General features: G+C 47.4%; 22 protein-coding genes and 1 pseudogene. 3 read left to right on the top strand and 20 right to left on the bottom strand.

Features of this window, described 5'->3' with window-relative positions; all coding sequences use genetic code 11:
- Positions 1 to 10: 10 nt before the first annotated feature.
- From der to trmJ, 19 genes and pseudogenes are all read right to left on the bottom strand, one after another.
- Positions 11 to 1,429 (bottom strand): ribosome biogenesis GTPase Der, encoded by a 1,419-nt coding sequence (der, locus tag AC0KUT_RS09105; protein ID WP_488835286.1) that lies wholly within the window; start codon positions 1,427 to 1,429, stop codon positions 11 to 13.
- A gap of 166 nt (positions 1,430 to 1,595) precedes the next feature.
- On the bottom strand, positions 1,596 to 2,822 hold the full coding sequence (bamB, locus tag AC0KUT_RS09100; protein ID WP_488835285.1) for an outer membrane protein assembly factor BamB: 1,227 nt from the start codon (positions 2,820 to 2,822) through the stop codon (positions 1,596 to 1,598).
- On the bottom strand, positions 2,819 to 3,514 hold the full coding sequence (locus tag AC0KUT_RS09095) for a YfgM family protein (protein WP_488835283.1): 696 nt from the start codon (positions 3,512 to 3,514) through the stop codon (positions 2,819 to 2,821). The genes bamB and AC0KUT_RS09095 overlap by 4 nt, the downstream gene beginning before the upstream one ends.
- 85 nt (positions 3,515 to 3,599) lie before the next feature.
- Entirely contained in the window at positions 3,600 to 4,889 is a 1,290-nt protein-coding gene (gene hisS / locus AC0KUT_RS09090; protein ID WP_488835281.1) for a histidine--tRNA ligase, read from the bottom strand.
- Between the two features lie 43 nt (positions 4,890 to 4,932).
- Positions 4,933 to 6,057, bottom strand: a complete 1,125-nt coding sequence (gene ispG, locus AC0KUT_RS09085; protein ID WP_488835279.1) for a flavodoxin-dependent (E)-4-hydroxy-3-methylbut-2-enyl-diphosphate synthase — start codon at positions 6,055 to 6,057, stop codon at positions 4,933 to 4,935.
- A gap of 25 nt (positions 6,058 to 6,082) precedes the next feature.
- Complete coding sequence (locus tag AC0KUT_RS09080; RefSeq protein ID WP_488835277.1) at positions 6,083 to 6,967, bottom strand: RodZ domain-containing protein; 885 nt, start codon at positions 6,965 to 6,967, stop codon at positions 6,083 to 6,085.
- A gap of 52 nt (positions 6,968 to 7,019) precedes the next feature.
- On the bottom strand, positions 7,020 to 7,745 hold the full coding sequence (pilW, locus tag AC0KUT_RS09075; protein ID WP_488835276.1) for a type IV pilus biogenesis/stability protein PilW: 726 nt from the start codon (positions 7,743 to 7,745) through the stop codon (positions 7,020 to 7,022).
- 91 nt (positions 7,746 to 7,836) lie between these two features.
- On the bottom strand, positions 7,837 to 9,027 hold the full coding sequence (gene rlmN / locus AC0KUT_RS09070; RefSeq protein WP_488835274.1) for a dual-specificity RNA methyltransferase RlmN: 1,191 nt from the start codon (positions 9,025 to 9,027) through the stop codon (positions 7,837 to 7,839).
- A 54-nt stretch (positions 9,028 to 9,081) separates the two neighbouring features.
- Positions 9,082 to 9,507, bottom strand: coding sequence for a nucleoside-diphosphate kinase (gene ndk, locus AC0KUT_RS09065; RefSeq protein ID WP_488835272.1), 426 nt, complete (start codon positions 9,505 to 9,507; stop codon positions 9,082 to 9,084).
- 170 nt (positions 9,508 to 9,677) lie between these two features.
- Positions 9,678 to 10,109 (bottom strand): SufE family protein, encoded by a 432-nt coding sequence (locus AC0KUT_RS09060; RefSeq protein WP_488835270.1) that lies wholly within the window; start codon positions 10,107 to 10,109, stop codon positions 9,678 to 9,680.
- 52 nt (positions 10,110 to 10,161) lie between these two features.
- A complete protein-coding gene (sufT, locus tag AC0KUT_RS09055; RefSeq protein ID WP_488835268.1) occupies positions 10,162 to 10,698 on the bottom strand; it encodes a putative Fe-S cluster assembly protein SufT in 537 nt (178 codons plus the stop codon).
- Between the two features lie 36 nt (positions 10,699 to 10,734).
- Positions 10,735 to 11,097: a HesB/IscA family protein gene (locus AC0KUT_RS09050; protein ID WP_488835698.1), complete on the bottom strand. Its 363-nt coding sequence runs from the start codon at positions 11,095 to 11,097 to the stop codon at positions 10,735 to 10,737.
- 26 nt (positions 11,098 to 11,123) lie between these two features.
- Positions 11,124 to 12,389 (bottom strand): aminotransferase class V-fold PLP-dependent enzyme, encoded by a 1,266-nt coding sequence (locus AC0KUT_RS09045; protein ID WP_488835266.1) that lies wholly within the window; start codon positions 12,387 to 12,389, stop codon positions 11,124 to 11,126.
- Between the two features lie 3 nt (positions 12,390 to 12,392).
- Complete coding sequence (sufD, locus tag AC0KUT_RS09040) at positions 12,393 to 13,685, bottom strand: Fe-S cluster assembly protein SufD (protein WP_488835265.1); 1,293 nt, start codon at positions 13,683 to 13,685, stop codon at positions 12,393 to 12,395.
- A gap of 3 nt (positions 13,686 to 13,688) precedes the next feature.
- A pseudogene (sufC, locus tag AC0KUT_RS09035) lies at positions 13,689 to 14,378 on the bottom strand (Fe-S cluster assembly ATPase SufC); the annotation flags it as partial.
- 118 nt (positions 14,379 to 14,496) lie between these two features.
- The gene (sufB, locus tag AC0KUT_RS09030) at positions 14,497 to 15,933 is read right to left on the bottom strand and encodes a Fe-S cluster assembly protein SufB (protein WP_488835263.1); all 1,437 of its coding nucleotides are present in this window, start codon (positions 15,931 to 15,933) and stop codon (positions 14,497 to 14,499) included.
- 13 nt (positions 15,934 to 15,946) lie between these two features.
- Positions 15,947 to 17,119 (bottom strand): aminotransferase class V-fold PLP-dependent enzyme, encoded by a 1,173-nt coding sequence (locus AC0KUT_RS09025; RefSeq protein WP_488835261.1) that lies wholly within the window; start codon positions 17,117 to 17,119, stop codon positions 15,947 to 15,949.
- Positions 17,120 to 17,149: 30 nt separating this feature from the next.
- Positions 17,150 to 17,638, bottom strand: coding sequence for a Fe-S cluster assembly transcriptional regulator IscR (gene iscR / locus AC0KUT_RS09020; RefSeq protein WP_488835260.1), 489 nt, complete (start codon positions 17,636 to 17,638; stop codon positions 17,150 to 17,152).
- Positions 17,639 to 17,822: 184 nt separating this feature from the next.
- Complete coding sequence (trmJ, locus tag AC0KUT_RS09015) at positions 17,823 to 18,707, bottom strand: tRNA (cytosine(32)/uridine(32)-2'-O)-methyltransferase TrmJ (protein ID WP_488835258.1); 885 nt, start codon at positions 18,705 to 18,707, stop codon at positions 17,823 to 17,825.
- 305 nt (positions 18,708 to 19,012) lie between these two features.
- On the opposite strand from trmJ, the gene AC0KUT_RS09010 reads away from it, so the two are divergent.
- Positions 19,013 to 19,816: an inositol monophosphatase family protein gene (locus AC0KUT_RS09010; protein ID WP_488835256.1), complete on the top strand. Its 804-nt coding sequence runs from the start codon at positions 19,013 to 19,015 to the stop codon at positions 19,814 to 19,816.
- Between the two features lie 80 nt (positions 19,817 to 19,896).
- Here AC0KUT_RS09010 and AC0KUT_RS09005 read toward each other — a convergent pair whose 3' ends face one another.
- The gene (locus AC0KUT_RS09005; RefSeq protein ID WP_488835254.1) at positions 19,897 to 20,193 is read right to left on the bottom strand and encodes a hypothetical protein; all 297 of its coding nucleotides are present in this window, start codon (positions 20,191 to 20,193) and stop codon (positions 19,897 to 19,899) included.
- A gap of 599 nt (positions 20,194 to 20,792) precedes the next feature.
- Between AC0KUT_RS09005 and AC0KUT_RS09000 the strand changes: the two genes are divergently transcribed.
- Positions 20,793 to 21,815: an alpha/beta hydrolase gene (locus tag AC0KUT_RS09000; RefSeq protein ID WP_488835252.1), complete on the top strand. Its 1,023-nt coding sequence runs from the start codon at positions 20,793 to 20,795 to the stop codon at positions 21,813 to 21,815.
- A gap of 158 nt (positions 21,816 to 21,973) precedes the next feature.
- Positions 21,974 to 24,673 carry a glycoside hydrolase family 3 protein gene (locus tag AC0KUT_RS08995; protein WP_488835250.1) on the top strand — a complete coding sequence of 900 codons (2,700 nt, stop codon included), beginning with the start codon at positions 21,974 to 21,976 and terminating at the stop codon, positions 24,671 to 24,673.
- The last annotated feature ends 72 nt before the right edge of the window (positions 24,674 to 24,745 follow it).

Raw genomic sequence — 24,745 nt, 5'->3', positions numbered from 1 at the left:
AACCCCTAAATCATTTTTTTTTGTTCTCAAGTTGTTTTGCTAGATTTTTTTCACGCTCACTTTTACGTCTTACATCGATCAACTGACGCTGTGTCATTTTCTTTTTCTTTTCAGCATAAGGGTTTTCGTTATTTCTATACTCTATACGAATGGGAGTGCCATGTAAGTCCAACACGCGCCTATAGGTTTTTTCTAGGTATTTGGTGTAATGGCTCGGAATATCATTCGTTTGATTGCCGTGAATAACAATAATAGGCGGATTATGGCCACCAGGGTGCGCGTAGCGCAATTTAATCCGACGCCCTTGAATCATCGGAGGTTGGTGCTCGCGAACTGCATCCTGCAAAATTCGAGTTAAATAATTAGTACTGAATTTATCTGTTGCTGACTGGAAAGCCAACTCAATCGATTTGTAAAGATTACCCACGCCTGTGCCATGAAGTGCCGAAATAAAGTGAATCGTGGCAAAATCCACAAAACGCAAACGCCGCTCAATTTCACTTTTCACATACTGTTTGTGAGCGTCATCCAGACCGTCCCACTTATTCAACGCTATTACCAGCGCACGCCCAGCCTCAATGGTGGTGCCCATCAAATGCAGATCTTGCTCCACCACACCCTCGCTGGCATCCATCACTAAAATCACAACATTAGCGTCAGAAATAGCCTGCATCGTTTTAACAATTGAAAACTTCTCTACGACTAATTCTATATTTTTACGGCGCCGAACACCTGCCGTATCAATAATGGTATATGGCTTATCAAAACGGGTGTAATTGATATAGGTACTATCACGAGTTGTGCCTGGTTCATCATAAACCACCACGCGCTCTTCACCCAAAAGGCGATTCACCAGTGTCGACTTACCGACATTGGGGCGTCCTACTACAGCAATTTTGATACCCTTTGCTACTTCTGGTTGGTAATCCTCTGGCAGCTCGGGGATATCAGCCAAAACATCTTCCATCATAGATTTGACGCCGCGGCCATGAGATGCGGTTGTAGGATAAACCTCTCCTAGACCCAGCTCATAAAATGGCGCCAATGCAATGTCAGGATCCATACCATCAATTTTGTTGGCAACGAGATAGGTTTTTTTATTATTAACACGTAAATGCTTGGCAATTATATGATCCGCGCTGTTCAGGCCCGCGCGGCTATCCACTATAAACAGAACAATGTCGGCTTCCTGTATCGCAAGCAACGACTGCCCTGCCATCATATTGTCGATTCCCTCTTCTTCACCACTAATACCACCCGTGTCAATCAAAATAAACCGGTGGTTATCTATGGTTCCCTCACCATATTTGCGGTCACGCGTCAGACCGGGATAGTCAGCCACTAGAGCATCACGCGAGCGAGTGAGGCGATTAAACAAGGTGGACTTACCCACATTAGGGCGACCGACAAGAGCTATAACTGGAATCATAATGTGCATCAATTAGGAAAGGGTGAAACGGGAAAAATTGTAATCTAGATAAACTTTGCCTGACTTATAAACGGCCACTCAACAAACAAAACAAGCCGCAATGAATTTATGAGCAAAAAGCCCAATAAAATCAAGCGGCCAGAGTAACCAGCTTAAAAGCTAACGTTTATTTTTTCTGCTCGGCTTTGAATGCCATGAGTTTTCCACGGTTAGTGTATACATAGAGCATATCACCATTGGTAAGCATAGGAGCTCTTGCTCCCTTACGATCTAAACGCTTACGCGCCACAAACTCGCCGTCATTTTGATTGAGTACATGCATGTACCCTTGGAAATCGACTACGGCAACGTAGTCACCAAATACTTGGGGGCCATTTAAACCACGACGCAACATTTTGTCGTTAGTCCACAAAATCTCACCAGAACTTGCTGAATAAGCAATCAATTTACCATCTGCGTGAGCAACAAATAACTTACCTGATCCAAGTGCAAGGTTTTCGCTGGTTGATGCATCCTGCCCCCAAAGCGCCGAACCTGTACCGCGCGACAAGGCAGTCACACGACCCTGATAGCTACCTACATACAAAATACCCTCTTGGATAAGCGGGCTGGCAAAAATATCAACCATGCGTTCCAACTCAGAGCGACCTTTCGGTGCAGCTATGCGCTGATCCCACAAAATCAAACCATTTTTTGGATTAAATGCCATCAATCGACCCGTGGCAAAACCTGCATAAATGGCATTATCAGTCACTAACGGTGAAGGTGTTCCACGCAAAGTAAGAATGGGTGGTGGATTATCGTAAAACCATAACTGATCACCGGTTTTTGCATCAAATGCAAATAGCTTACCGTTAATGGTTTGGGCAGCAACGACTTGTCCATTAGTGCGTGGAGCAGCGACTACTTCACCAGGCAGCTGCTTACGCCAAAGCTCAGTACCATCTTCTTCACTTAAGGCAAGAACCTCACCCGCATAGGTCGCCACCAACAACAAACCGTGCTCAGCAGCTATACCACCAATGATTTGCAAGTTAGCATCTCGAGCTACAAAAAAGCTTTTTAACCAAGTCCACAGACCTTGCTGCGGTGCATTGATTTTACGCGACCAACGTTTTTTACCGGTTTCGCTGTCCACTGCTACAACCAAACCTAAATGATCGACAGCATAAATATGATCGCCATCAAGAGCTGGGGTAAGTCGACTAAAACTTTTGCCTTGACCATCGCCTATGCCACGCGACCAAACTTTATCCAGATCCAGTGTCTGTTTAAAATCGACCAACTCCATGGGTTCATTACCGGTTTTCTTACTAAACCAAGAACAACCAGAAACTGCGAAAGCGCAGAGCAATACTAACCAGTTAAAGTGCCTTACCGACAGCTGTATCATTGAGCCTTCTCCTCCGCCACAGCGGGAGCAGACTCAGACGTTTTCAAATCATCAACTTTCATTTGCAATAACATATAGCGCTCTTGTTGTTGAGGGTCGCTGGTATTAAGTGCGCGCTCATAAGCTGTACGCGCCGCCGCCAAATCACCCTGTAATTTTAAAATATCTCCGCCTGCTTCAGCATAATCCGAAGCAAATGCAGCAGCAGGTTCTGGGCTTAGCTGAGCTAATGCCTCATCGTAGGATTTTTGCGCAGTCAACACTCGCGCAAGACGCAAACGAGCTAATTGCTCAGTCGCGACCTCGGGTTTGGCAGATAAAATCCATTTAAGTTCAGCAGCTGCTTCATCTAATTTTTCATCCGTCACTGCTAATTTAGCGAGAAAGAATGCAGCGCTATGTGCATACATGCTGTGGCTATTACCATCTTTCAATTCTTGGGCTAAATGTTTAAACGTAGCGTGATCCGCCTCACTTAAGACTTTGCCTGGCGTAAAATCAGCCAATTTAATCAATTGTTCGTAAACTTCTGAGGCACTTTCTGCCTGCTGACGTTTATGATCTTGCCAGCTCGTAAAACCAAAATAACCTGCTATAGCAATAACACTCGCTACGACAATGGTTTTACCATGCTCTTTCCACCAGCGTTTCATGACTTCTAATTGTTCTTCTTCAGTTAAATGTACGCTCACAATTGACTCCTATTGGCCTTTAGCGCAATGCGCAAAAAATAAAATGTTTAGGTTATTCTTTTACTCAAATTACTTACTGGAAACTCTATAGATCAGTATCTTCCAAATCTAAGGTTTCGAGATAATCTATAGTTTCATCAAAACTTAAAGTTTGCTGCGGCAGCTCTTGGCGCAAAAACTTAATAGTCACCTTGCCAGCTGCAGACTCATCTTCACCGAGAATCAGCGCCAAATCAGCGCCTGACTTATCAGCTTTTTTAAGCTGACTTTTGAAGTTTCCGCCCCCGCAGTGACTCAGCAATCGCACAAAGGGTAATTCATCACGAATACGCTCTGCTAATTGCATAGCAGCTATCTGCACATTACCTACAGCAACTAAATAAACATCAGCCTGCTGCTCCAGACCTTCCGGCACCACAGCGACGGCCTGCAACAATAGCACCAAACGCTCTAGACCTATACCAAATCCCACTGCGGGCGTCGACTTGCCACCCAACTGTTCGACTAAGCCATCATAACGTCCACCGGCACATACCGTACTTTGAGCACCCAGTTTATCAGTAACCCATTCGAACGCCGTTTTACCATAATAATCTAAGCCGCGCACCAAGCGCGGATTAACCTCATAGGCAACACCCGCTGCATCAAGTAACACGCGCAGTCCAGCAAAATGCTCACGAGAAGCATCATCTAGGTAGTCTAAAAGTATGGGGGCATCACTTAACAGTGCCTGTGTGCTTTCAGCCTTAGAATCGAGAATCCGAAGCGGGTTTGTTTCCAAGCGACGAAGACTGTCTTCATCAAGCTGATCTTTAATACCACTGAGATAAGCAACTAACGCCTCTTTATAGGCTGCACGCGATGCGGTATCGCCGAGAGAATTAATTTGTAACTTTACATGCTCAGCAACACCTAAGTCACGCAATATACGGGCACTCAACAACAGCACTTCTGCATCAATATCCGGACCCTGAATACCAAAGGTTTCAACACCTATTTGATGGAATTGACGATAGCGTCCCTTCTGCGGGCGCTCATGACGAAACATGGGGCCCATGTACCACAGACGCTGAGTTTGATTATAAAGTAAACTATTTTCTTCACAGGCACGCACGCAGCATGCCGTTCCTTCAGGGCGTAACGTCAGTGAATCACCGTTACGATCCTCAAAGGTATACATTTCTTTTTCGACGATATCGGTAACCTCACCAATAGAGCGCTTAAATAATTCTGTAGATTCCACAATAGGGAAGCGAATTTCTTGATAACCATAGCGCAACAAAATATCTGAAACTACGGCTTCAACGTAATGCCAAAGCGGAGACTCGCTCGGCAAGAGGTCATTCATACCTCTAATAGCTTGAATTTTTTTCAATGTACAACCCTAGGACAAATTCGAATACAAAAAAGTGAGATTTTTAAGCCCGCGCAATAATATTTTCAGCATCTTTATCCATTTGAAGTTGCTTCTGTGCCGCTTTAGCGCGAATTAAACGCTCCAAATTATCAACTAAATTTTCATTACCCAACTTATGATTAGGCTCACCATCGATATATATTAAGTTGTTCGGGGTCCCACCAGCCAAACCTAAATCAGCCTCTTTGGCCTCACCCGGACCATTCACAACACAGCCAATAACAGCAACATCCAAAGGAACTGTAATATCTTCTACTCGCTGCTCTAAATCATTCATCGTTTTAATCACATCAAAGTTTTGACGTGAGCAGCTGGGGCAAGCGATAAAGTTAACGCCCTTACTGCGCAAACGTAAACTCCGCAACATATCCCAGCCGACTTTAATTTCTTCTACCGGATCAGCGGCAAGTGAAACGCGAATCGTGTCGCCTATACCATCCATTAACAGCGCGCCCAAACCGATCGATGACTTGACTGTTCCGGAGCGCAAACCACCCGCTTCTGTAATACCGAGGTGTAAAGGCTGATCGATCAATAGCGCCAGTTTGCGATAAGCAGCAACCGCCATAAAAACATCAGACGCCTTAACACTTACCTTAAAGTTATAGAAGTTTAATTTATCTAAGATTTCAACATGACGCATAGCTGATTCAACTAAAGCATCTGGCGTTGGCTCACCGTATTTTTTCTGAATATCTTTCTCTAAAGAGCCTGCATTTACGCCAATTCGAATAGGAATATTCAAATCACGCGCTTTATCCACTACAGCCTTAATACGTTTTTCACGACCAATATTACCTGGATTAATGCGCAAACAATCAACACCTAAATCTGCCACGCGCAACGCGATGCGATAATCAAAATGAATATCTGCCACTAGGGGAATGCTAACCCGCTTACGAATTGCACCAAAAGCTTCAGCAGCCTCCATAGACGGGACAGAAACACGAACTATATCTGCACCCGCAAGCTGTATGCGTTGGATTTGTTCGACGGTAGCGGCAACATCAGTGGTTTCAGTGTTGGTCATGCTTTGCACGCTGATCGGTGCATCGCCGCCAACGGGAACATTTCCCACCATTATCTGACGGGACTTACGACGTTTAATAGGAGATTCGCAGTGCATATTATTATCCGATTGCGACAACGACTTAGTTGTCAATACTCATATCTAAAACTCCGCTCGTAGTAGTTGGCAGGAGTGTAATCACTTGTTCATTAAGGCGAACCTGTGCAACACGCGCATTGCCCAGCTTTACTTTAAAAGGCGCAACGCCGCGCAAAGTCAATTGACTTCCTGCCGCCTGTAAATCTGTTGCCAAAACATCTCCCCGCGCATCACTTACCTCCAACCAACATTCGCCACTGAAGCTAAACGTTAGCAAATCCAGGCCATCAATTTGAGCGCTTTTAGAACTCGCAGCATGCTCTTGAGACGCAGCTGAAGATGCGCGTACCTCCACTGCAGGCTGCAACGCGACACCAGTAAGATCTTCGTCGACACCAGTAATAGAGACGCTATCGACCACATCAACAACGGCGTCCGAACTTACTGAAGATGAGGTGCCGATAGCTACCGACGGCGCAACAATAGCTGGAGGAGCATAAGATGACTGCTGACGATTATCAAAAAACCAAACAGAAACCAACCAGAGTCCAGCAAGGGCAGCCAATACGATTAACACAAACCGCCAATTCCCACGCCCTCCAATTTCTTGCGATTGCGGAGGATGAAGCTCATCAGCGAGCCCCACCTTTTGTAGATAGCGCTCATAGGCAGCCAGCACTTGCACGGCATCCAGCTTTAGCAGACCGGAGTAAGCGCGCAAATAACCACGTGCAAACGTTTGTGACGTTATATGCCGATAATCATCATTTTCAAGCGCGCGAACGCGTGTCAAGGTCATATAGAGCTCTTCGGCAACTTGCTCTTGGGTCAAGCCCGCACGCTCTCGCCCCCAAAGCAAAATTTTTCCCGGAGAAACCTCAACATTAGAGTTAGCTTTAGTGGGTTTTTTCTCATCTTCCAGAATCATTGAGTTCTCAATTTTACAGTTCAATTAAGCTTCAATGTCCAGCCATAAATGACTAGCGCATCATTGTTCGCTTATACTCCAGATACTCTTTGGAATAAGGGAATCGATTTTTCAAAATCAATAGGTAGCTAGCTTCCTTATCCTTATTGCCAAATATGCGCTCCAATCTTATACCTAACAGCAATCCACGCGGCGTATGCTGGCCTAAAGCCATAAAGCGATCCAAATTTTGCTTGGCACCCGCATACTCTTGCGCCTCAAAGTTCATTGCTGCTAATTCAATAAAAGCGTCAGGTAAATTACGATCTAAAATAGTGGCATGCTCAAGTGCTGACTTAGCACGCTCCTTATGACCGAGCTGCAAAGAAGTTCGCCCAACATTTACTAGGGCAAGAGCGCGCCCATCGTAATCCAAATCATTAGCTGCTTTTTCAAATTGAACTAAAGCCTCTTCATAGCGTTTGCTATCAAAAAGAAAAACACCGTAATTATTTTGCGCTAGCGTAAAGTCTTTTTTCCGCTTAAGCGACTTTTTGAAACTAGCCTCAGCTAACTCGCGCTCTCCCTCTAATTGATAGAGCAGCGCTAGCGTAGCTTCTGCTTCAGCAGACTTTTTGTCTATATCAAACGCTTTACGCAAATGATGACGTGCCGATTCACGATTGCCCTTATTAACATATCCCTGTGCTAATTTGATATGCAGTTCTAAGGCCTTATCCTTATCTACAGCTGCAGGCCCCATACCCGCCACATGACCACTCGATATACATCCGCTCACGCAAACCGTTAAAAATAAAATTACTAAAAGGTACTTTGTATGGCTCATTATTCGCTGCAACTGCATTGTTGACTCCATCCAAGATGTATAGCTATTGATTGAGAATTCTCACCGCTTGCTCTTCATCAAACTGTGCTCGATAGCGCTCACTACGCTTAGTAATGTCATTCACTGTACCTGCTAATTGACCGCAAGCTGCATCTATATCATCACCGCGAGTGGTGCGCACGGTGGTAATGTACCCTGCTTCCATCAATATATCTTGGAACTTGCGCAAAGCGTTGTTACTAACACGCTTGTAATTCGACAAATTAAATGGATTGAACGGAATAAGGTTGATCTTTACAGGCACATCGCGCAGCAATTCAGCTAATTCGTGGGCATGATGCGGGCGATCATTCACCTGATCGATCAACGTATATTCAATCGTAATTTTGCGATGAGTATCAGGCATGGACTCTATGTAACGCTTAGCCGAATCCAATAGCATCGCAATAGGATATTTGCGATTAATTGGCACCAGCTCATTGCGCAGGGCATCATTAGGCGCATGCAGAGAAATCGCCAAACAGGCATCGGTATACTGACTCAAACGATCCAACTGCGGCACTACACCTGAGGTACTCAAGGTAACACGACGCTTAGAGAGACCATAACAGTTGTCATGCATCATCAGATTCATGGAATCGACAACATTATCAAAATTAAGTAGCGGCTCGCCCATACCCATCATTACAACATTGGTCACCGACCGAGGCGCATTGGCCGCTAACTGGCCGAAGGATTTGGCTGCAATCCACACCTGTCCAATAATCTCTGCAGCGGTCAAATCGCGATTAAAGCCTTGCTTGCCTGTAGCACAAAAACTGCAATCCAACGAGCACCCCACTTGCGAGGAAACGCACAGAGTACCGCGATCACCCTCTGGAATATAAACAGTCTCAACTACACTGCCGCCAGTGACACGAATTAAGAATTTGCGCGTTCCATCAACAGAGTCGAGTTGCTTAATTACTTCAGGAGCGCGAATTTCCGCGCAGAGCTTCAACTTCGCACGTAAATCTTTACTGACATTGGTCATGTCATCAAAATTGTCAGCACCCAGTTGATGAATCCACTTCATCACCTGTACCGCACGAAATTTCTTCTCACCCAGAGTTTCAAAAAACTCGATGAGCTTCGTTTCGGGGAGCCCCAACAGATTAACCTTGGTCGAACCGCTATCGCCAACCCCAGCAGTATCCGCTGCGCTTGTTGATTCTGTAATAAGTGATTCGGTCATTGTGTTACCTGTTAGGTGCTACTGAAATAGATAGATATCTGTTATAAAAAAAACTTAACGAACTAAAACGTTATTTGCCGCAAAAAAATACGCAATTTCACGTGCAGCTGAAGCAGGCGAGTCTGAACCGTGAACAGCGTTGGCATCGATAGTTTGCGCAAAATCAGCACGAATAGTGCCGGGAGCAGCCTTAGAAGGGTCGGTAGCGCCCATCAAGTCACGATTGGCAAGGATAGCGTTCTCACCCGAAAGCACCTGAACTACAACAGGGCCTGAGATCATAAAATCTACCAGACTATCAAAAAATGGACGCCCTTTATGTTCAGCGTAGAAACCTTCCGCTTGCGCGCGACTGAGCTGCATCATACGCAAGGCAGCTATAGTAAGACCTGCAGCTTCAAAACGAGCAACTATGGCGCCAATGTGATTTTTACTTACTGCATCAGGTTTGATGATTGATAATGTCTGTTCGATCGCCATGTGTAACTCCGCACCCAAAAATTTAGTTAAATTCGACCTATTTTTTGCCACGTACGGCTACTTGAGGCCCTATGAAATACAAAACCCGCGGATTATACGCGGGTTTAGGTTATTTTTATATCTTAGCCATTGATTAATAAACAAAAAATGCTACCAACATGGGATCACGCTTAAGCCAACAACAATGCTTGCTGCGCCTTATCTTGAATTCTTTGCACCATAGATTTGAGCCCATTACCTCGCGTAGAGCTCAGATGCTGTAGAAGGTCTAGCTGCGCAAAATAGGTATCTATATCAAAATCCGCTATAGCGCGTGGCGACTTGCCGTTGTAGGCCGCCAACACAAGTCCCAGCAAGCCCTTCACAATAAACGCATCGCTATCCGCCTGAAAGTACAGCTTGCCATCGCGCAGATCGTCAACGAGCCACACCTGGCTTTGGCAGCCGCGCACCAATGAATCCTCTGTGCGTAAGGCCTCATGCATGGGCGGCAACTCTTTGCCCAAGTCGATAATGTATTTATACCTGTCCTCCCATGAATCAAAAAATCCGAGAGTATCAACTATGTCATCTACACTAACATCTATACCAAACTGGGTCATAAAAAAGTCTTTTTGCGGAAATTAGAAGAAGATGAACGAAGTAATCGGCAACCTAAAAGAACATTCCCGTCTCCAGCTGCGCCTCTTCACTCATCATATGACGCGCCCAAGGCGGATCGAAAACCAACTCCACCTTAACCGACTTCACATTGGGCACCTTACGCACACGATATTCAACATCCCCCACTAGCACCGGGCCCATACCGCAGGCGGGCGCCGTGAGCGTCATTTTAATCTGCACCTGCTGCGCAACTTGGTCGATCTCAACCCCATAAATCAAACCAAGATTTACAAGGTCGACCGGAATTTCAGGATCAAATACACTGGCCAGTGCCTGCCAGACCTGGGCTTCTACTATCTGATCATCTAGTGGTGCGGGAAAACTGATGGACTCAGCCTCAAGCCCAAGTTTATCAGCATCGGTACCGTCAACGCGCACCATCTGCCCATGATAGGTGACCGTATAGTTGCCACCCAATGCCTGAGTGATGGTAACAAAAGTATCTTGGGGTATAGTCAAAGGTGTTCCATCGGGAACGCGCCGCGCTGGGCAATCCGCCAGCGCTACTACCATGCGTCTTTCAGACATAATCTATCTCAGTTTGGAAGCAATTCACTTCAGACGTTAATTACTAACGCTGAAACTCTCGCCACAGCCGCAGTAATCTTCTACGCGCGGATTATTAAATTTTAATTGGCGATTAACGCCTTCAATGACGTAATCAATTTCCGTCCCACTGACCACAGGCAAGCTCGCCGGATCAACCAAAAGCTCTACCCCGCCTTCCAGCGCCAAATGGACATCCTCTGCCTTACCTTCGGCGACCAAGTCCACTACATACATCCAGCCGGTACAGCCACTCTGCTTAACACTCAGCCTGACTGCTTTAGCGTCCTCAGCAGCAGCAATTTGCCGCTTAAAGTGCGCCGCTGCGGCCGGAGTTACCGATACCGCATCTTGTTGCGGATTGAAAGATTCAACACCCATGATGACCTCGTTACGCTTGTGAAGAATCACAATAAAAACTGTTTCGCCTTTTCGATCGCCGCAAACAGGCGATCCACCTCGACAAAGGTATTGTAAAAACTAAAACTGGCGCGCACGGTTCCTGGAATTTTAAATTGCTCCATAATCGGTTGCGCACAATGATTACCGGTGCGCACCGCAACACCCTGCTTATCCAATAAGACACCCAAATCAGCCGGATGTGCGCCCTTGAGCATAAAGCTCATAACACCGGTTTTATGGGCGCTGGTACCAATCAATTCAAGTCCGTCAGTGGCACGAGCTTTTTCTTGAGCGTAGGTCAATAGCGCCTGCTCATGAGCCGCAGCGGCGACGCGATCAATAGAACTTAAATAATCCAGTGCAGCACCAAAGCCTATAACACCGGCAATATCTGGTGTACCCGCTTCAAATTTATAAGGGAGCTGATTAAATGTGGTTCCCGCAAAACTTACACTTTCAATCATCTCACCGCCACCCTGATAAGGCGGCATGGCTTCCAATAAATCACGCTTACCATAGAGCACACCCAAACCGGTAGGGCCAAATAATTTGTGCGCCGAAAACACATAGAAATCGCAATCGAGTGCTTGTATATCTACCGCCCAATGACTCACAGCTTGAGCACCATCTATTAGTACTTTTGCACCTACGCTGTGAGCCTGCTCAATTACAGTTTCAATTGGGTTGATAGTACCCATAGCATTTGATACATGCCCTAGCGCTACCATTTTAACGCGCGCATCCAACATGCCACTAAATGCCGCCAGATCTAAGGTGCCAGTTGCATCTACAGGAATCGCTTCAACTGTCGCGCCAGTCGCTTGAGCGATTAACTGCCAGGGCACTATGTTTGAGTGATGCTCCATAGCGGAAACTAAAATACGGTCGCCCGCCACTAGATTGCTACGCCCCCAAGACGCCGCTACCAAATTAATACTTTCAGTGGTGCCGCGCGTCCAAATAATTTGTGCAGAATCCGGTGCGTTTAAAAACTGCGCCGTTTTGGTACGTGCCGCTTCAAACTTAACGGTCGCGCGATCTGCTAAGGCATGAGCACCGCGATGCACATTGGAGTTGTCCGTGCGATAGTATTCGCTGATAGCATCTATTACAGCATTAGGTTTTTGCGTGGTAGCCGCGTTATCCAAATAAACCAAAGGCTGACCATTCACCTCTTGATGCAAGATAGGAAAGTCAGCGCGAATACGCTCCACATCAAAAACTGATGCAGGCTTTGATTCTTCAAATATAGTACCCGCGGTCACACTCATAACTTATACACTCATCTCTAACAGGGTTTGATCGCGACCAAAGAGTTTAGCCAAACGCGGCAGCAAATATTCTTGCACCGCTGGCTCAGCAACCTGCTGTAACAATTCATTGATGAAACCAAAACTCATCATAACTTCGGCCTCAGCACGCGATACGCCGCGGCTTTGCAAATAAAATAATGCACTCGCATTTAACTGGCTAATGGTTGCTCCGTGAGCACACTTCACATCATCTGCGTAAATTTCCAACTCAGGCTTGGTATTCACTTCCGCCCTGTTAGACGTGAGCAAATTTTTATTGCTCAACTCAGCCAGCGTTTTTTGCGCCTGTGGGTGAATATAAATACGCCCGTTAAAAATAGCTTGAGCCGAATCGGCAATAATGCCGCGAAACACCTCACTGCTGGTGCAATGAGGCACCCAGTGACAAACATTGGTATGGTAATCCACCATTTGCTTATTGCGCGGCAGATAAACACCCTGCAAATCCAGCTCAGCTCCTTCGCCGCGATGATTTATTTGGTAGTCGATACGCTTTAAACGGCTACCCAGTGCGAGAGTAAAACCGCGCAAGCGCGCACTGCGCTGCAAGTTCACATGCACAGCACCTATGTGTTGAATATTTTCTTCTTCAAGGTTCAGGCGATAATGCTGCAGATAGGCGTTATCGCCAACTACCACTTCAGTCAGCGCATTCACAAAACCATTCTGCACTTCACTGCTGGAAACATAATGCTCGATCACTTCTGCCTGCGCTGAATCTTCAAGCACTACCAACAAACGCTGATTGACTGAAGCAGGTTGCTCAGTAGCGGTAGAAATATGCACCACATAAATCGGCTTAGCTAATTGTTCAGCGCGCGGCACATGCACTAACACACCTTCATTCACCCATGTATTATTCAAGGTTGCAAAAAGATGCTGCACACCTTCCACGACCAACCCTAAGTGCCGCTTAATAATAGTTTGTTGTGCGCTATCCGCTTGTGAAAAACGCACCACACCCGCAGGCAAGTCACTCGAACGCGCGGCATCAAACACACCATCAACAAACACTAACCGGGTGGCATCTAGTGCAATAAACTCCACATCCTGTGTCGATAAAGAGGAAACCCAACTTAAGGTTGTCACTTTTTGCAACGCCGTTAGCGAGGTGTATTTCCAATGCTCAGTTTTACGCGTAGGCCAAGCCTGAGCCTGCCAATCATTCGCCGCTTGCGCGCGAAAATCTTGCAGCCAAGGCAAAGGCTGTTGCTGTTGCGCCAAGCGCAGTGCAGCTTGTTGAAAATCACTCATGAATTACACCGCCTCTTCTTCAAGCCAAGCATAACCCTTCTCTTCTAACTCCAGTGCCAATTCTTTGCCGCCCGTTTTTACGATGCGGCCATTGGCTAGCACATGCACATAGTCAGGCACTATGTAATCCAATAGGCGCTGATAGTGCGTCACAATAATAAAACTGCGCTCAGGCGAGCGCATGGCGTTAACGCCGTTAGCAACCACCTGCAATGCATCAATATCTAAACCTGAGTCGGTCTCATCGAGAATGCACAACTGCGGCTCCAACAACATCATTTGCATGATTTCGTTGCGCTTTTTTTCGCCGCCAGAGAAGCCTTCATTAACACCGCGTTTTAAAAAAGCTTGATCAAGGCTAACTTTTTTGCTCGCCTCGCGCGCCATTTTCATAAAATCGACTGCCGAAACATCCGGCTCACCGCGATGTTTGCGCTTGGCATCAACCGAGGCCTTGAGAAACTCCATGTTGCTCACACCAGGAATTTCTACTGGATATTGAAACGCTAAAAATAAGCCTTCACGCGCACGCTCTTCAATTTCTAAATCGAATAAATTTTTGCCATTAAACTCCACACTACCACCAGTAACTTCATAGCCATCACGGCCAGACAGGACATTACCCAAAGTACTTTTACCGGCGCCATTAGGGCCCATAATGGCGTGAATCTCACCCGGCTTAATCGTCAAACTTAAGCCTTTTAGTATGTCTTTTTCTTCAACCTTGGCGAACAAATCAGTAATGCGTAACATAAAATTCTTTAATCCAATAATGTTGATCTAATGCGAATTGGCAAAAAGGGCGCGGGACTTAACCCACCGAACCCTCGAGACTCACTTCCAGCAATTTCCCCGCCTCCACCGCAAACTCCATAGGTAGCTCTTTAAATACTTCGCGACAGAAACCATTAACAATCATAGACACGGCTTTCTCCGCATCTAAACCGCGCTGTTTGCATAAAAACAATTGATCATCACTCACCTTTGAAGTGGTAGCTTCATGCTCAATTACAGCACTGGGGTTTTTACTTTCGATATACGGAAATGTGTGAGCGCCACATTTGTCGCCAATTAACAGCGAATCACACTGGGTGTAGTTGCGCGCACCTTCAGCCCCTGGGTTCATGCGTACCAAGCCGCGATAAGCATTGGAGCTTTTACCCGCTGAAATCCCTTTAGAAATAATTGTCGAACGAGTATTTTTACCAATGTGAATCATCTTCGTGCCGGTATCGGCCTGCTGATAATTATTGGTTAAGGCCACCGAATAGAATTCACCCACAGAGTTGTCGCCGCGCAAAATACAGCTGGGATATTTCCACGTAACGGCAGAACCCGTTTCTACTTGCGTCCACGAGATTTTGGCATTGGTATGGCACACGCCACGCTTGGTCACGAAATTGTAGATACCGCCCTTGCCTTCTTCATTGCCGGGGTACCAGTTTTGCACCGTAGAATATTTAATTTCTGCATTATCGCAGCAGACTAATTCCACTACAGCCGCATGCAATTGGTTTTCATCGCGCATGGGCGCGGTGCAACCTTCAAGGTAGCTAACATGCGAACCTTCATCTGCCACAATCAAGGTGCGCTCAAATTGGCCAGTATTTTGTTCATTAATACGGAAGTAAGTCGACAGTTCCATAGGGCAGCGCACACCCTTGGGAATGTAAACAAATGAGCCATCCGAAAAGACGGCCGAATTCAGTGCGGCATAGTAGTTGTCTTTTTGCGGCACCACAGAGCCGAGGTATTTTTTTACCAGCTCAGGGTATTTATGCACAGCTTCACTGATAGAGCAGAAAATGACACCTGCCTCCATGAGCTTTTCACGAAAGGTAGTGACTACCGACACGGAGTCAAAGACTACGTCCATAGCAACACCTGCAAGCGCCGCTTGCTCGTGCAGAGGGATACCAAGCTTCTCGTAAGTGCGCAGCAACTCGGGATCAACTTCATCCAAACTTTGCGGCTTATCCGCCATAGATTTAGGTGCGGAATAATAAGACACAGCCTGAAAGTCGATATCTTCGTATTTCACATGAGCCCATTCCGGCTCATCCATTTCCAGCCAAGCGGCATAGGCCTTCAACCGCCACTCAAGCAGCCACTCTGGCTCATTTTTCTTGGCAGAAATAAAACGAATAACATCTTCATTTAAGCCAGGCGGCAAAGTTTCAGTATCAATGGTCGTATGAAAACCAGCGGCATATTCTTTCTTAATTAGATGTTCAACTTGTTCAGTCATGGCTAACCTCGGCTTATGACTTGTGTAGCTTAGTGACCAATGTGCGTACTTGATCAATAGCAAATTCGATCTCGGCAGCGCTGCTATAGCGCCCCAAACTGAAACGTAAAGATGCTTGCGCATCCTCATTGCTCAGGCCTATAGCCTTGAGCACATAACTCGGCGAGAGAGTTGCTGAGTTGCAAGCAGACCCACTCGATAACGCCAGATCGCGCAGCGACAACAAGAGCATCTCCCCATCGCAACCGCTAAACGCTACATTTATAATTCCACTTACACAGGATGTCGCAGAACCATTGCGTTTAATGCCTGGTAAATCCGCAAGGCCCTGCCAAAGCTGGTCACGCAAGGTAGCAATACGCACCGCATCCTGCTCTAGCTCAGTTGCAGCAAGCTGCGCCGCCAAACCCATTCCCACACATTGATGGGTCGCGAGAGTGCCCGAACGCATACCGCGCTCATGACCACCGCCATGCAATTGCGCAGCGATATTGACCTCAGGCGCACGCCGCACATAAAGCGCACCAACACCCTTAGGGCCGTAAAACTTGTGGGCCGATAGCGACAACAAATCCGCCCCGAGGGCTTTAACATCCACTGGAATTTTACCGGCAGCCTGAGCTGCATCCACGTGCAACAAACATCTGTGGGTTTTGCAGATATTTGCAAATTCTGCAACTGGGTTTATACAACCCAACTCATTGTTTACCAACATCAAGCTAACGAGAAAAGTGTCGCCCCGCAGCGCCGCAGTTAGGCTTGCAGCGCTGACAATACCATCGACTGAAGGCGCTAAGCGGGTGACACTGAAGCCCTGTGCCTCTAACCAAGTCGCTGGGTCAAGCACTGCCTTATGCTCAATCGCAGAGACAATGATATGACCACCTTTAGGATGCTGCGCTCGATAGTGCTCAGCGGCGCCTTTTAACGCCAAATTATTTGCCTCAGTGGCGCCGCTGGTCCAAACCACTTCGCGCGCATCCGCGTTAATCAATTCGGCGATCTGATCGCGCGCTGTCTCTACGGCTTCTTCGGCCTGCCAGCCATAAACATGGGAGCGCGATGCGGGATTGGCAAAGTTACCCTCTAGGGTCAAACACTCAGCCATAACTGCCGCAACTTGCGGTGCCACGGGCGTAGTGGCGGCATAATCAAGATACACAGGCTTAAGCAACGTAAGAAACACCTTTTAAAACTATGGATAACAAATTGAAAATTAAAGAATTTCACTGACAGAAATATGTTGATCTGAGCCCTGATGAGCACTGATACGCTGGCTCTGCCGCTGGCTCACCGCACGAATATCACCTCGCGCAACTAAATCGGCAAGGCTAATCCCACTTAAAAAATGATGTATTTGAGAGCTCAAATCCTCCCATAAATGATGGGTTAAGCAGACCTCACCATCATGGCAATTACCCTTGCCTTCACAGCGAGTGGCGTCTAAAGACTCACTCACTGCATCCACCACCTGCGCCACTGAAATGGTCGCCGTATCGCCCAACAAGCGATAACCGCCACCTGGGCCGCGCACGCTTTGTACTAGCTGTGACTGACGCAAGCGCGCAAAAAGCTGTTCAAGATAAGAGAGCGAGATACCCTGGCGCAATGAAATGTCCGCCAAGCTGACGGGGCCCTGCTCGCTATGTAGCGCGAGATCCAACATCGCCGTTACGGCGTAGCGTCCTTTGGTGGTGAGCCTCATAGCAAATATCCAGAGTAAATATTGAGAGAATAAAGGCAGCTGTACATCTAGCTAAGAGAGAACCAGCTACTAGCCTAAGCTAATCCCGAGTATTTTACTCAAGTATTCGACTTTTTCCAACAACTAGACACGAACGAGACGCTTTTCAACCCAAATACCTGCCCCTAAAGCGCTAATCCAACACCTAATCCTGTACTTTTGCATCAGCAGCCGCAGCGCGTTCGGCTTCTGTTCTTGGGGTTGGCGCTGTAGATTTATCCGCCAAGGCTTCCGCACGCAAGGCATCAACACCCGATGCAACGCCAAATTTAGCCAGCACCTTGCCGCTGTAATAGACGTAATTCTGCATGGCAGTTAAGACGCCACGCAAAATATTCACTTCCATCTGATCCATACGTACGCGATTGTAGAGGCGACGCAAGCGCGTCATGGTCTGCTTGGGATTGTCGCGATCCATGAAATCCAACTCCACCAGCGTTTTCTCTAGGTGCTCGTAATAGCTTTCTAAGGACTTAGCATCAGCAGGCGGCATATCCCATTGGTGCCCTGGTAGAGTGTTGCCCTCAGTTGCCTGCAAATACGCCATACGCACTTCGTAACTAATAACCTGCACTGCCGTCGCCAAATTGAGCGAGCTATAGTCAGGATTAGCGGGAATATGGACGTGAAAGTTGCACTTGTGCAGTTCCTCATTAGTCAAGCCGCGATCTTCGCGCCCGAATACAATCGCCACCTCATGCTGGCCAGCTTCATTAAAAACACTTTCTCCACATTGACGCGGATCCAGCAACGGCCAAGGAATACGGCGCTCCCGCGCACTGGTACCCACCACGAGCGAGCAGCCCGCAATGGCATCATCCAAAGTTTCAACAACGATGGCATCATCCAGTACATCGGTTGCTCCGGCGGAGCGCCAAACAGCCTTATCGGAGGGAAACTCTTTGGGATCAACGAGATAAAGACGAGATAGCCCCATGTTTTTCATCGCCCGCGCCGCGCCGCCAATATTGCCGGGGTGGGTGGTGTTCACCAAAACGATGCGAATATTCGCCAGAGGATTAGTGGTCATAAGCAGAATTCCAATAGTGCGCTCACGCGTAAACCATAGTGTTTAGGTCGCGCCGAGACAAAAAAGAGGCGCAGTATACAGTCACCCGCCCTCACTCACTAGTCGCGCACTGGTCAAATCGCATCATTACCGATTGGCAGCGAGCGCGAGCGCCTGTATACTCCGCGCCCTCGGCGAGAGATGTGTTTTTGACCATCTGCGGCCATGCTCTTTTACAATCCCGACCTCCTTCTTCATGTGCATCCGGCTTGCTGGAATCACATTGATATACCGACTTTGATATTCACTTTGAGAATTGGTGCTTTATGGAACCCATGTTGACTATTGCTCTGCGCGCAGGGCGCAAGGCAGCCGAATTGATTGAACGCGCATTCGAGCGCATTGATCTACTCACAATCGAAACCAAAAGTCGCAACGACTTTGTCACTGAAGTAGACAAAGCCGCTGAAAAAGAAATCATTTATCATCTGCGCAAAGCCTATCCGGATCACAGCATCCTGGGCGAAGAAGGCGGCTCACTTCCGGGCTCAAACCCCGACTATCAATGGATCATAGATCCACTCGATGGCACCACCAATTTCATTCACGGCCTCCCCCACTTTTCAATTTCGATTGCCTGTGTCTATAAAGGCCAACTCGAACATGCTGTAATTATCGACCCCATCAATCGCGAAGAATTTACCGCCAGCCGTGGCCGCGGTGCCATGCTTAACGATCGCCGCATTCGCGTTTCAACACGCCGTAATCTCGATGGTGCACTTATAGGCACAGGATTTCCGTTTAGCGGCTACGCCTTAGAAAATATCGTCCCCTACCTCGCCTGCGTACAAGAAATTGCCGGTCAAACCGCCGGCATACGCCGCTGCGGGTCTGCCGCGTTGGATTTAGCCTATATAGCAGCAGGCCGTTTCGATGCGTTTTGGGAAATGAATTTAAATAAGTGGGATATAGCGGCGGGAATATTACTCGTTAAAGAAGCCGGTGGACTTGTCAGCGATTTTAATGGCGGTAGCGACTTTTTTGAAACTGGCCACATAGTCTGTGGATCACCAAAAGTATTTAAGCCTATTTTGCAGGTCGTGCAAAAAAATCTTGGTCACATGAAATAGCTAACACCTCGCCAAGATTAAAAGAAAAAGCCCCCGTAGAATAGTACATCTGCGGGGGCTTTAATTTGTCAGCAAACTATTTATTCAGCTGCTTCTTCTAGTTCTTCTTTAGCTTCTTTAGCGGCTTTCTTCACTGCTTCGCTCGCATCTTCTGCGCCTTCACTGATAGCATCGCCCGCGTCATGCATGGCATCAACTGTATCGTCTTTCATTTCACCCATAGACTCCTTCATTGCTGAAGCAGCAGAGGAAATTTCTTGAGCCGCAATTGAAGCCGTTGCTTTCATCGACTCAGTTAGGGTTTCAGGTTCTTTTTTTGAACAAGCTACAAGTGTGCTCATGCCGATCACAGCAACCAACAAATGGATAGTTTTCATAATAATGCCCTTTAGTCGAAATATGCGTTGGACTCTCTGACCTCAACGCCAAAAGCCCGAGTCGTCCCGAGTCTACGCTACTTTAATGACTAAAATGTAATTCATCGCGATAATGCCAACTTCAGTCATGGATCACCTTCAGCAATTAAATGAAAGTAAATATCTATGCTCTTAGAACGTGGTTTTAATTACCCTCTATAAAGGGGTGCTGAGCCAAACCTTTTAGAAAGCTGGCAAAGCTATACCCATCCAAATAGGTGCACCTTCTCTATATCATTATTTATACCGGACAGTGAACTCGAACTTTGGAATATGCCATTTCCACGCTGGTAACACCATCTACAACACCATCTACTCCACCGTGATTTTTGGGCTCCCACTTGTCAAGAGCAGGCTCATCCAAATATTTCCAACTGATGCAGGCGAGCCCGCACCAGCACAAGGACTTGCTATTAATTTATCTTATAGTAATACTGACTATCAGCTGGCACTCTGTCCAGCTACAGAACCACGGCCCGCAAAATAAAATGGCCAAGGTCCAATAACACAACAGCAGCCAACAACAATAATTTAGATGCCAACTCCAATGAGGATAATAAATGCGCCAATCAACCCTGAAGCTCACCATCATTTCGCTTGTCACTTTTCTGTGCTCATCAGCCTTTGCCGATCACAACATTAAGCACTTTAAGGATATTCTTTGGGCTAGCCCCAAGGGTTTTGACCTGACTCTGGATATTGCCGTCCCCGACACCAAAACAAAAAACAAACCCGTGCTGGTTATTTTTCATGGCGGTGGCTGGCTGCTTAACAACAAATCAATCATGACTGACTTGGCTAACAGCATTGCCAGCCGCACCGATGTCATTACCGTAAACGCTAACTACCGTCTCTTATCTGACGTCAACAACACCACAACAGTAGAAGACATAGTGGAAGATGGTATGGGCGCGGTGCTATGGGTAAAAGACAACATTAAACGCTATGGCGGCGACCCGAAAAAAGTGGCGGTGACTGGCGATAGCGCCGGCGGACACTTAGCCGCCATGGTTGCACTTGGCGGCCGCAACCTCGGCAGCCATGGCTTTACCCAAAAGCCGCTGAAGTTTAAGCCCACTTATTTGCCCAAGGGAAAAACAGCAGAGCAAGTCGCGAAAAAAGATGGACTGAAACTCCAAGCAGTTATTTTAAGCTACGCTGGCTTCAGCATGGTCGATGTAGCCAAAAACAATTTTGAAACTGAAAAAAATCCCTTCTGGAAATATGCCAATGTTCAGCCGCGCGGCATGTTTGGTGACAAGATCAATCTCACCGACAATCTGGATTACTACGAGGCGGTATCGCCCAATCACTACCTCCCTAATACCAAAAAATATAAATTGCCACCGCAGTTTGTCCATGTGGGCGCGCTGGATGGTTTAACAACACCCGAGTCGGCAAAGCATTATGTCGAGCAACTGCAAAGCCTTGGCCAATCCGTGCAATTTAAAATTCACCCTGGCAAAAAGCATGGCTTTTTGGATAGCGGCTGCAACGACTATAACAACGGTTGTTTTAAAGAATTATCCGAACCAGCCGTGACCGATATGATTAATTTTTTAAACGATGTTTTCCATTTATAACCACTGGCTTTACCGCAACGAAAATTAGGAATTTAACCCTACCGAAAACAATCAATCACCTCGCAAGCTCTTAGCTTGCGAGGTGTATTTTTTGTCTGCCTATGCCGTTACTCGCATCGTTTTTTGCCGACAATCTAATGATAAGAATGGAATAAGTTATGTTTAAGGTCACGAATAAAAAAACACAACAGTCGCCAATGCAAGCATCCTTGCACTTTAAAAAGTCATTAATAAGCTGCCATAATCTAATACTGGCACTGCTGCTTTCCAGCGTCGTGCAGGCCCAGCCGCCAGCGCCAACCCCGCGCTATCAAGACACCTCACTTGACTTTGAAACACGCGCCCAAGATCTAGTCGCGCATATGACACGCGAAGAAAAAGTTCCGCAGCTAATCAATGATGCACCTGCAATTCCGCGTCTGGGTGTACGGGAATTTAACTGGTGGAACGAAGGCTTGCACGGCGTTGCAGCAGCGGGCGATGCCACCGTATTTCCCCAAACCATAGGCATGGCTGCCGCTTGGAATGAACAACTCATACACCAGGTCGCCGATGTCATCAGCACCGAGTTTCGCGCTAAGCACTATTCTCATTTGCATCGTTTCGGCGGCTCCGACTGGTTCGCCGGCTTAAGTGTCTGGTCGCCCAACATCAATATTTTTCGCGACCCGCGCTGGGGCCGCGGTCAGGAAACCTACGGAGAAGATCCTTATTTAACATCTCAACTTGGCGTTGCCTTTGTCAAAGGCCTGCAAGGCGATGATCCGCGCTATTTAAAAACCATTGCAACTCCCAAACACTATGCAGTGCACAGCGGCCCCGAAGCAACTCGCCACAGTGACAATGTAAATCCCAGCGCTAAAGATTTAGAAGAAACCTACTTGCCGGCATTTCGCGCCACAGTCACTCGCGGCGATGCACAGTCCGTCATGTGTGCCTACAACGCTGTAGATGGCGTTCCCGCCTGCGCTCATAAAGAGTTACTGCAAGAAAACTTGCGCAACAAATGGGGCTTTAAGGGCTATGTAGTTTCCGATTGCGGCGCAGTGTTTGATATTTATCACGCGACCAACCACGGTTACAGCACCACACCCGAAGCGGGTATTAAAGCTGCATTTGAAAGCGGCATGGATTTAATTTGCGGCGATGCCAGCGAAGCCAGCGAAGCCAACAATATCCTTAGCGCGCTTAAAAAAGGAATAATCAGCGAAGCGCAAATTGACACCTCACTGGTGCGCCTATTTACCGCGCGCATGCGTCTCGGCCAATTTGATCCACGCACTCAGGTATTCCCTAAAATTACCGCGAGCGATAATGACACTGATACTCACCGCCAACTAGCGCGCAAAATCGCCGCGGAATCCATGGTGTTATTAAAAAATGAGCAGGGTTTCTTACCTCTCAAAGCCGGTGAACATAAGCTTGCTGTTATAGGCCCTAATGCCGACAGCCTTGAAGCGCTGGTGGGCAATTACAACGGCTCCCCCTCACAGCCAGTCACTGCGCTTAAAGGTCTGCAAGCGCGTTTCGGCGCGGCCAATATTCACTATGAAGCCGGCACAGGCTTGCTGGTTCCGGTGCAAACGCCGGTGCCCGATACAGTGCTCTGCCGCGATAAAAAATGCCGCAAGCCGGGTTTAAATGCCGAATACTTTGCCGATAAAAATCTTAAAGCCAAACCCCGCACACAGCGAGTTGATAGCAATGCCAAACTTCATTGGCGCGGTGAAGTCGCCAGTGGCGCCGTTCGCTGGAGCGGCTATATCAAAGCACCAGAATCCGGCAGCTTCAGCCTGCGCTATCTTGCCGATGGCGGCTATCGTATTTGGCTTGACGATAAGTTGGTAATAGATGCTTGGAATGTGGATTGGCGTCCGGCAATTGTCAGCGGCACGCAAGATATGATCGCCGGCAAAACTTATCGCTTAACCATTGAAGCCTTTCAGCGCGGTGAACAAGGCGATGAGCAATTAGTCTGGAGTCTGCCCTCAAACGCCGCACAAGAGCGGGCGGTAACAGCGGCAAAAAATGCGGATGCAGTAGTATTTATCGGTGGCCTCACCGCGCAATTAGAAGGTGAGGAAATGCCAATACCCTCACCCGGCTTTACCGGCGGCGATCGCACCGATCTTGCCCTGCCGCGCGCCCAGCGTGAATTGCTAAAACGCCTTTATGCCACCGGCAAACCTGTGGTACTGGTATTGATGAATGGCAGCGCGCTATCCATCAATGAAGATGATACGGCTGCTACTGCCATCATCGAAAGTTGGTATCCCGGCGGCCAAGGCGGCGAGGCACTCGCATCACTCTTGGCCGGCGACTTCAGCCCCGCGGGACGACTGCCGGTAACATTTTATAAATCAGTCGATCAGCTGCCCGACTTTAACGACTACTCCATGGCCAATCGCACCTACAAATATTTCAAAGGCGAAGCGCTCTATCCTTTTGGCTACGGTTTGTCTTACAGTCAATTTCATTATGGCGCTGCCAAGTTGTCATCAAAGCAGTGGCAGCCAGGCAAAGCACTCAGTCTATCGGTAGATGTAACCAACAGCGGCGCTATGGATGCCGATGAAGTTGTGCAGGTCTATGCAACACGCAGCGATATTAAAAGCGCGCCGCTACGCACGCTAATCGGCTTTCAGAGAATTAATATTGCTAAAGGAAAAACCCAGAGCGTCAGCTTTAAACTCGACGACGAAAGTCTGAGCAGTGTCGACGACCAAGGTCAGCGCGCCATAGTTCCCGGCACGCTTTCGCTGTGGGTCGGCGGTGGTCAGCCGGCGCAACGTGAAGGCCTAATGCCAGCTGCAGGCAGTACGACAAGCCTAATTATCAAAAAAGGGAAACTGCTTTAAATCGGTACCTAGTGAGAGCTGTAAACACTGCAGCTCTCCACTTAAAAAACACAACGCCTTAGTACGCTAAAA

The organism is Cellvibrio sp. 25HG11W-0, assembly GCF_057815475.1.
This window is presented reverse-complemented; position numbering and strand designations above follow the sequence as displayed.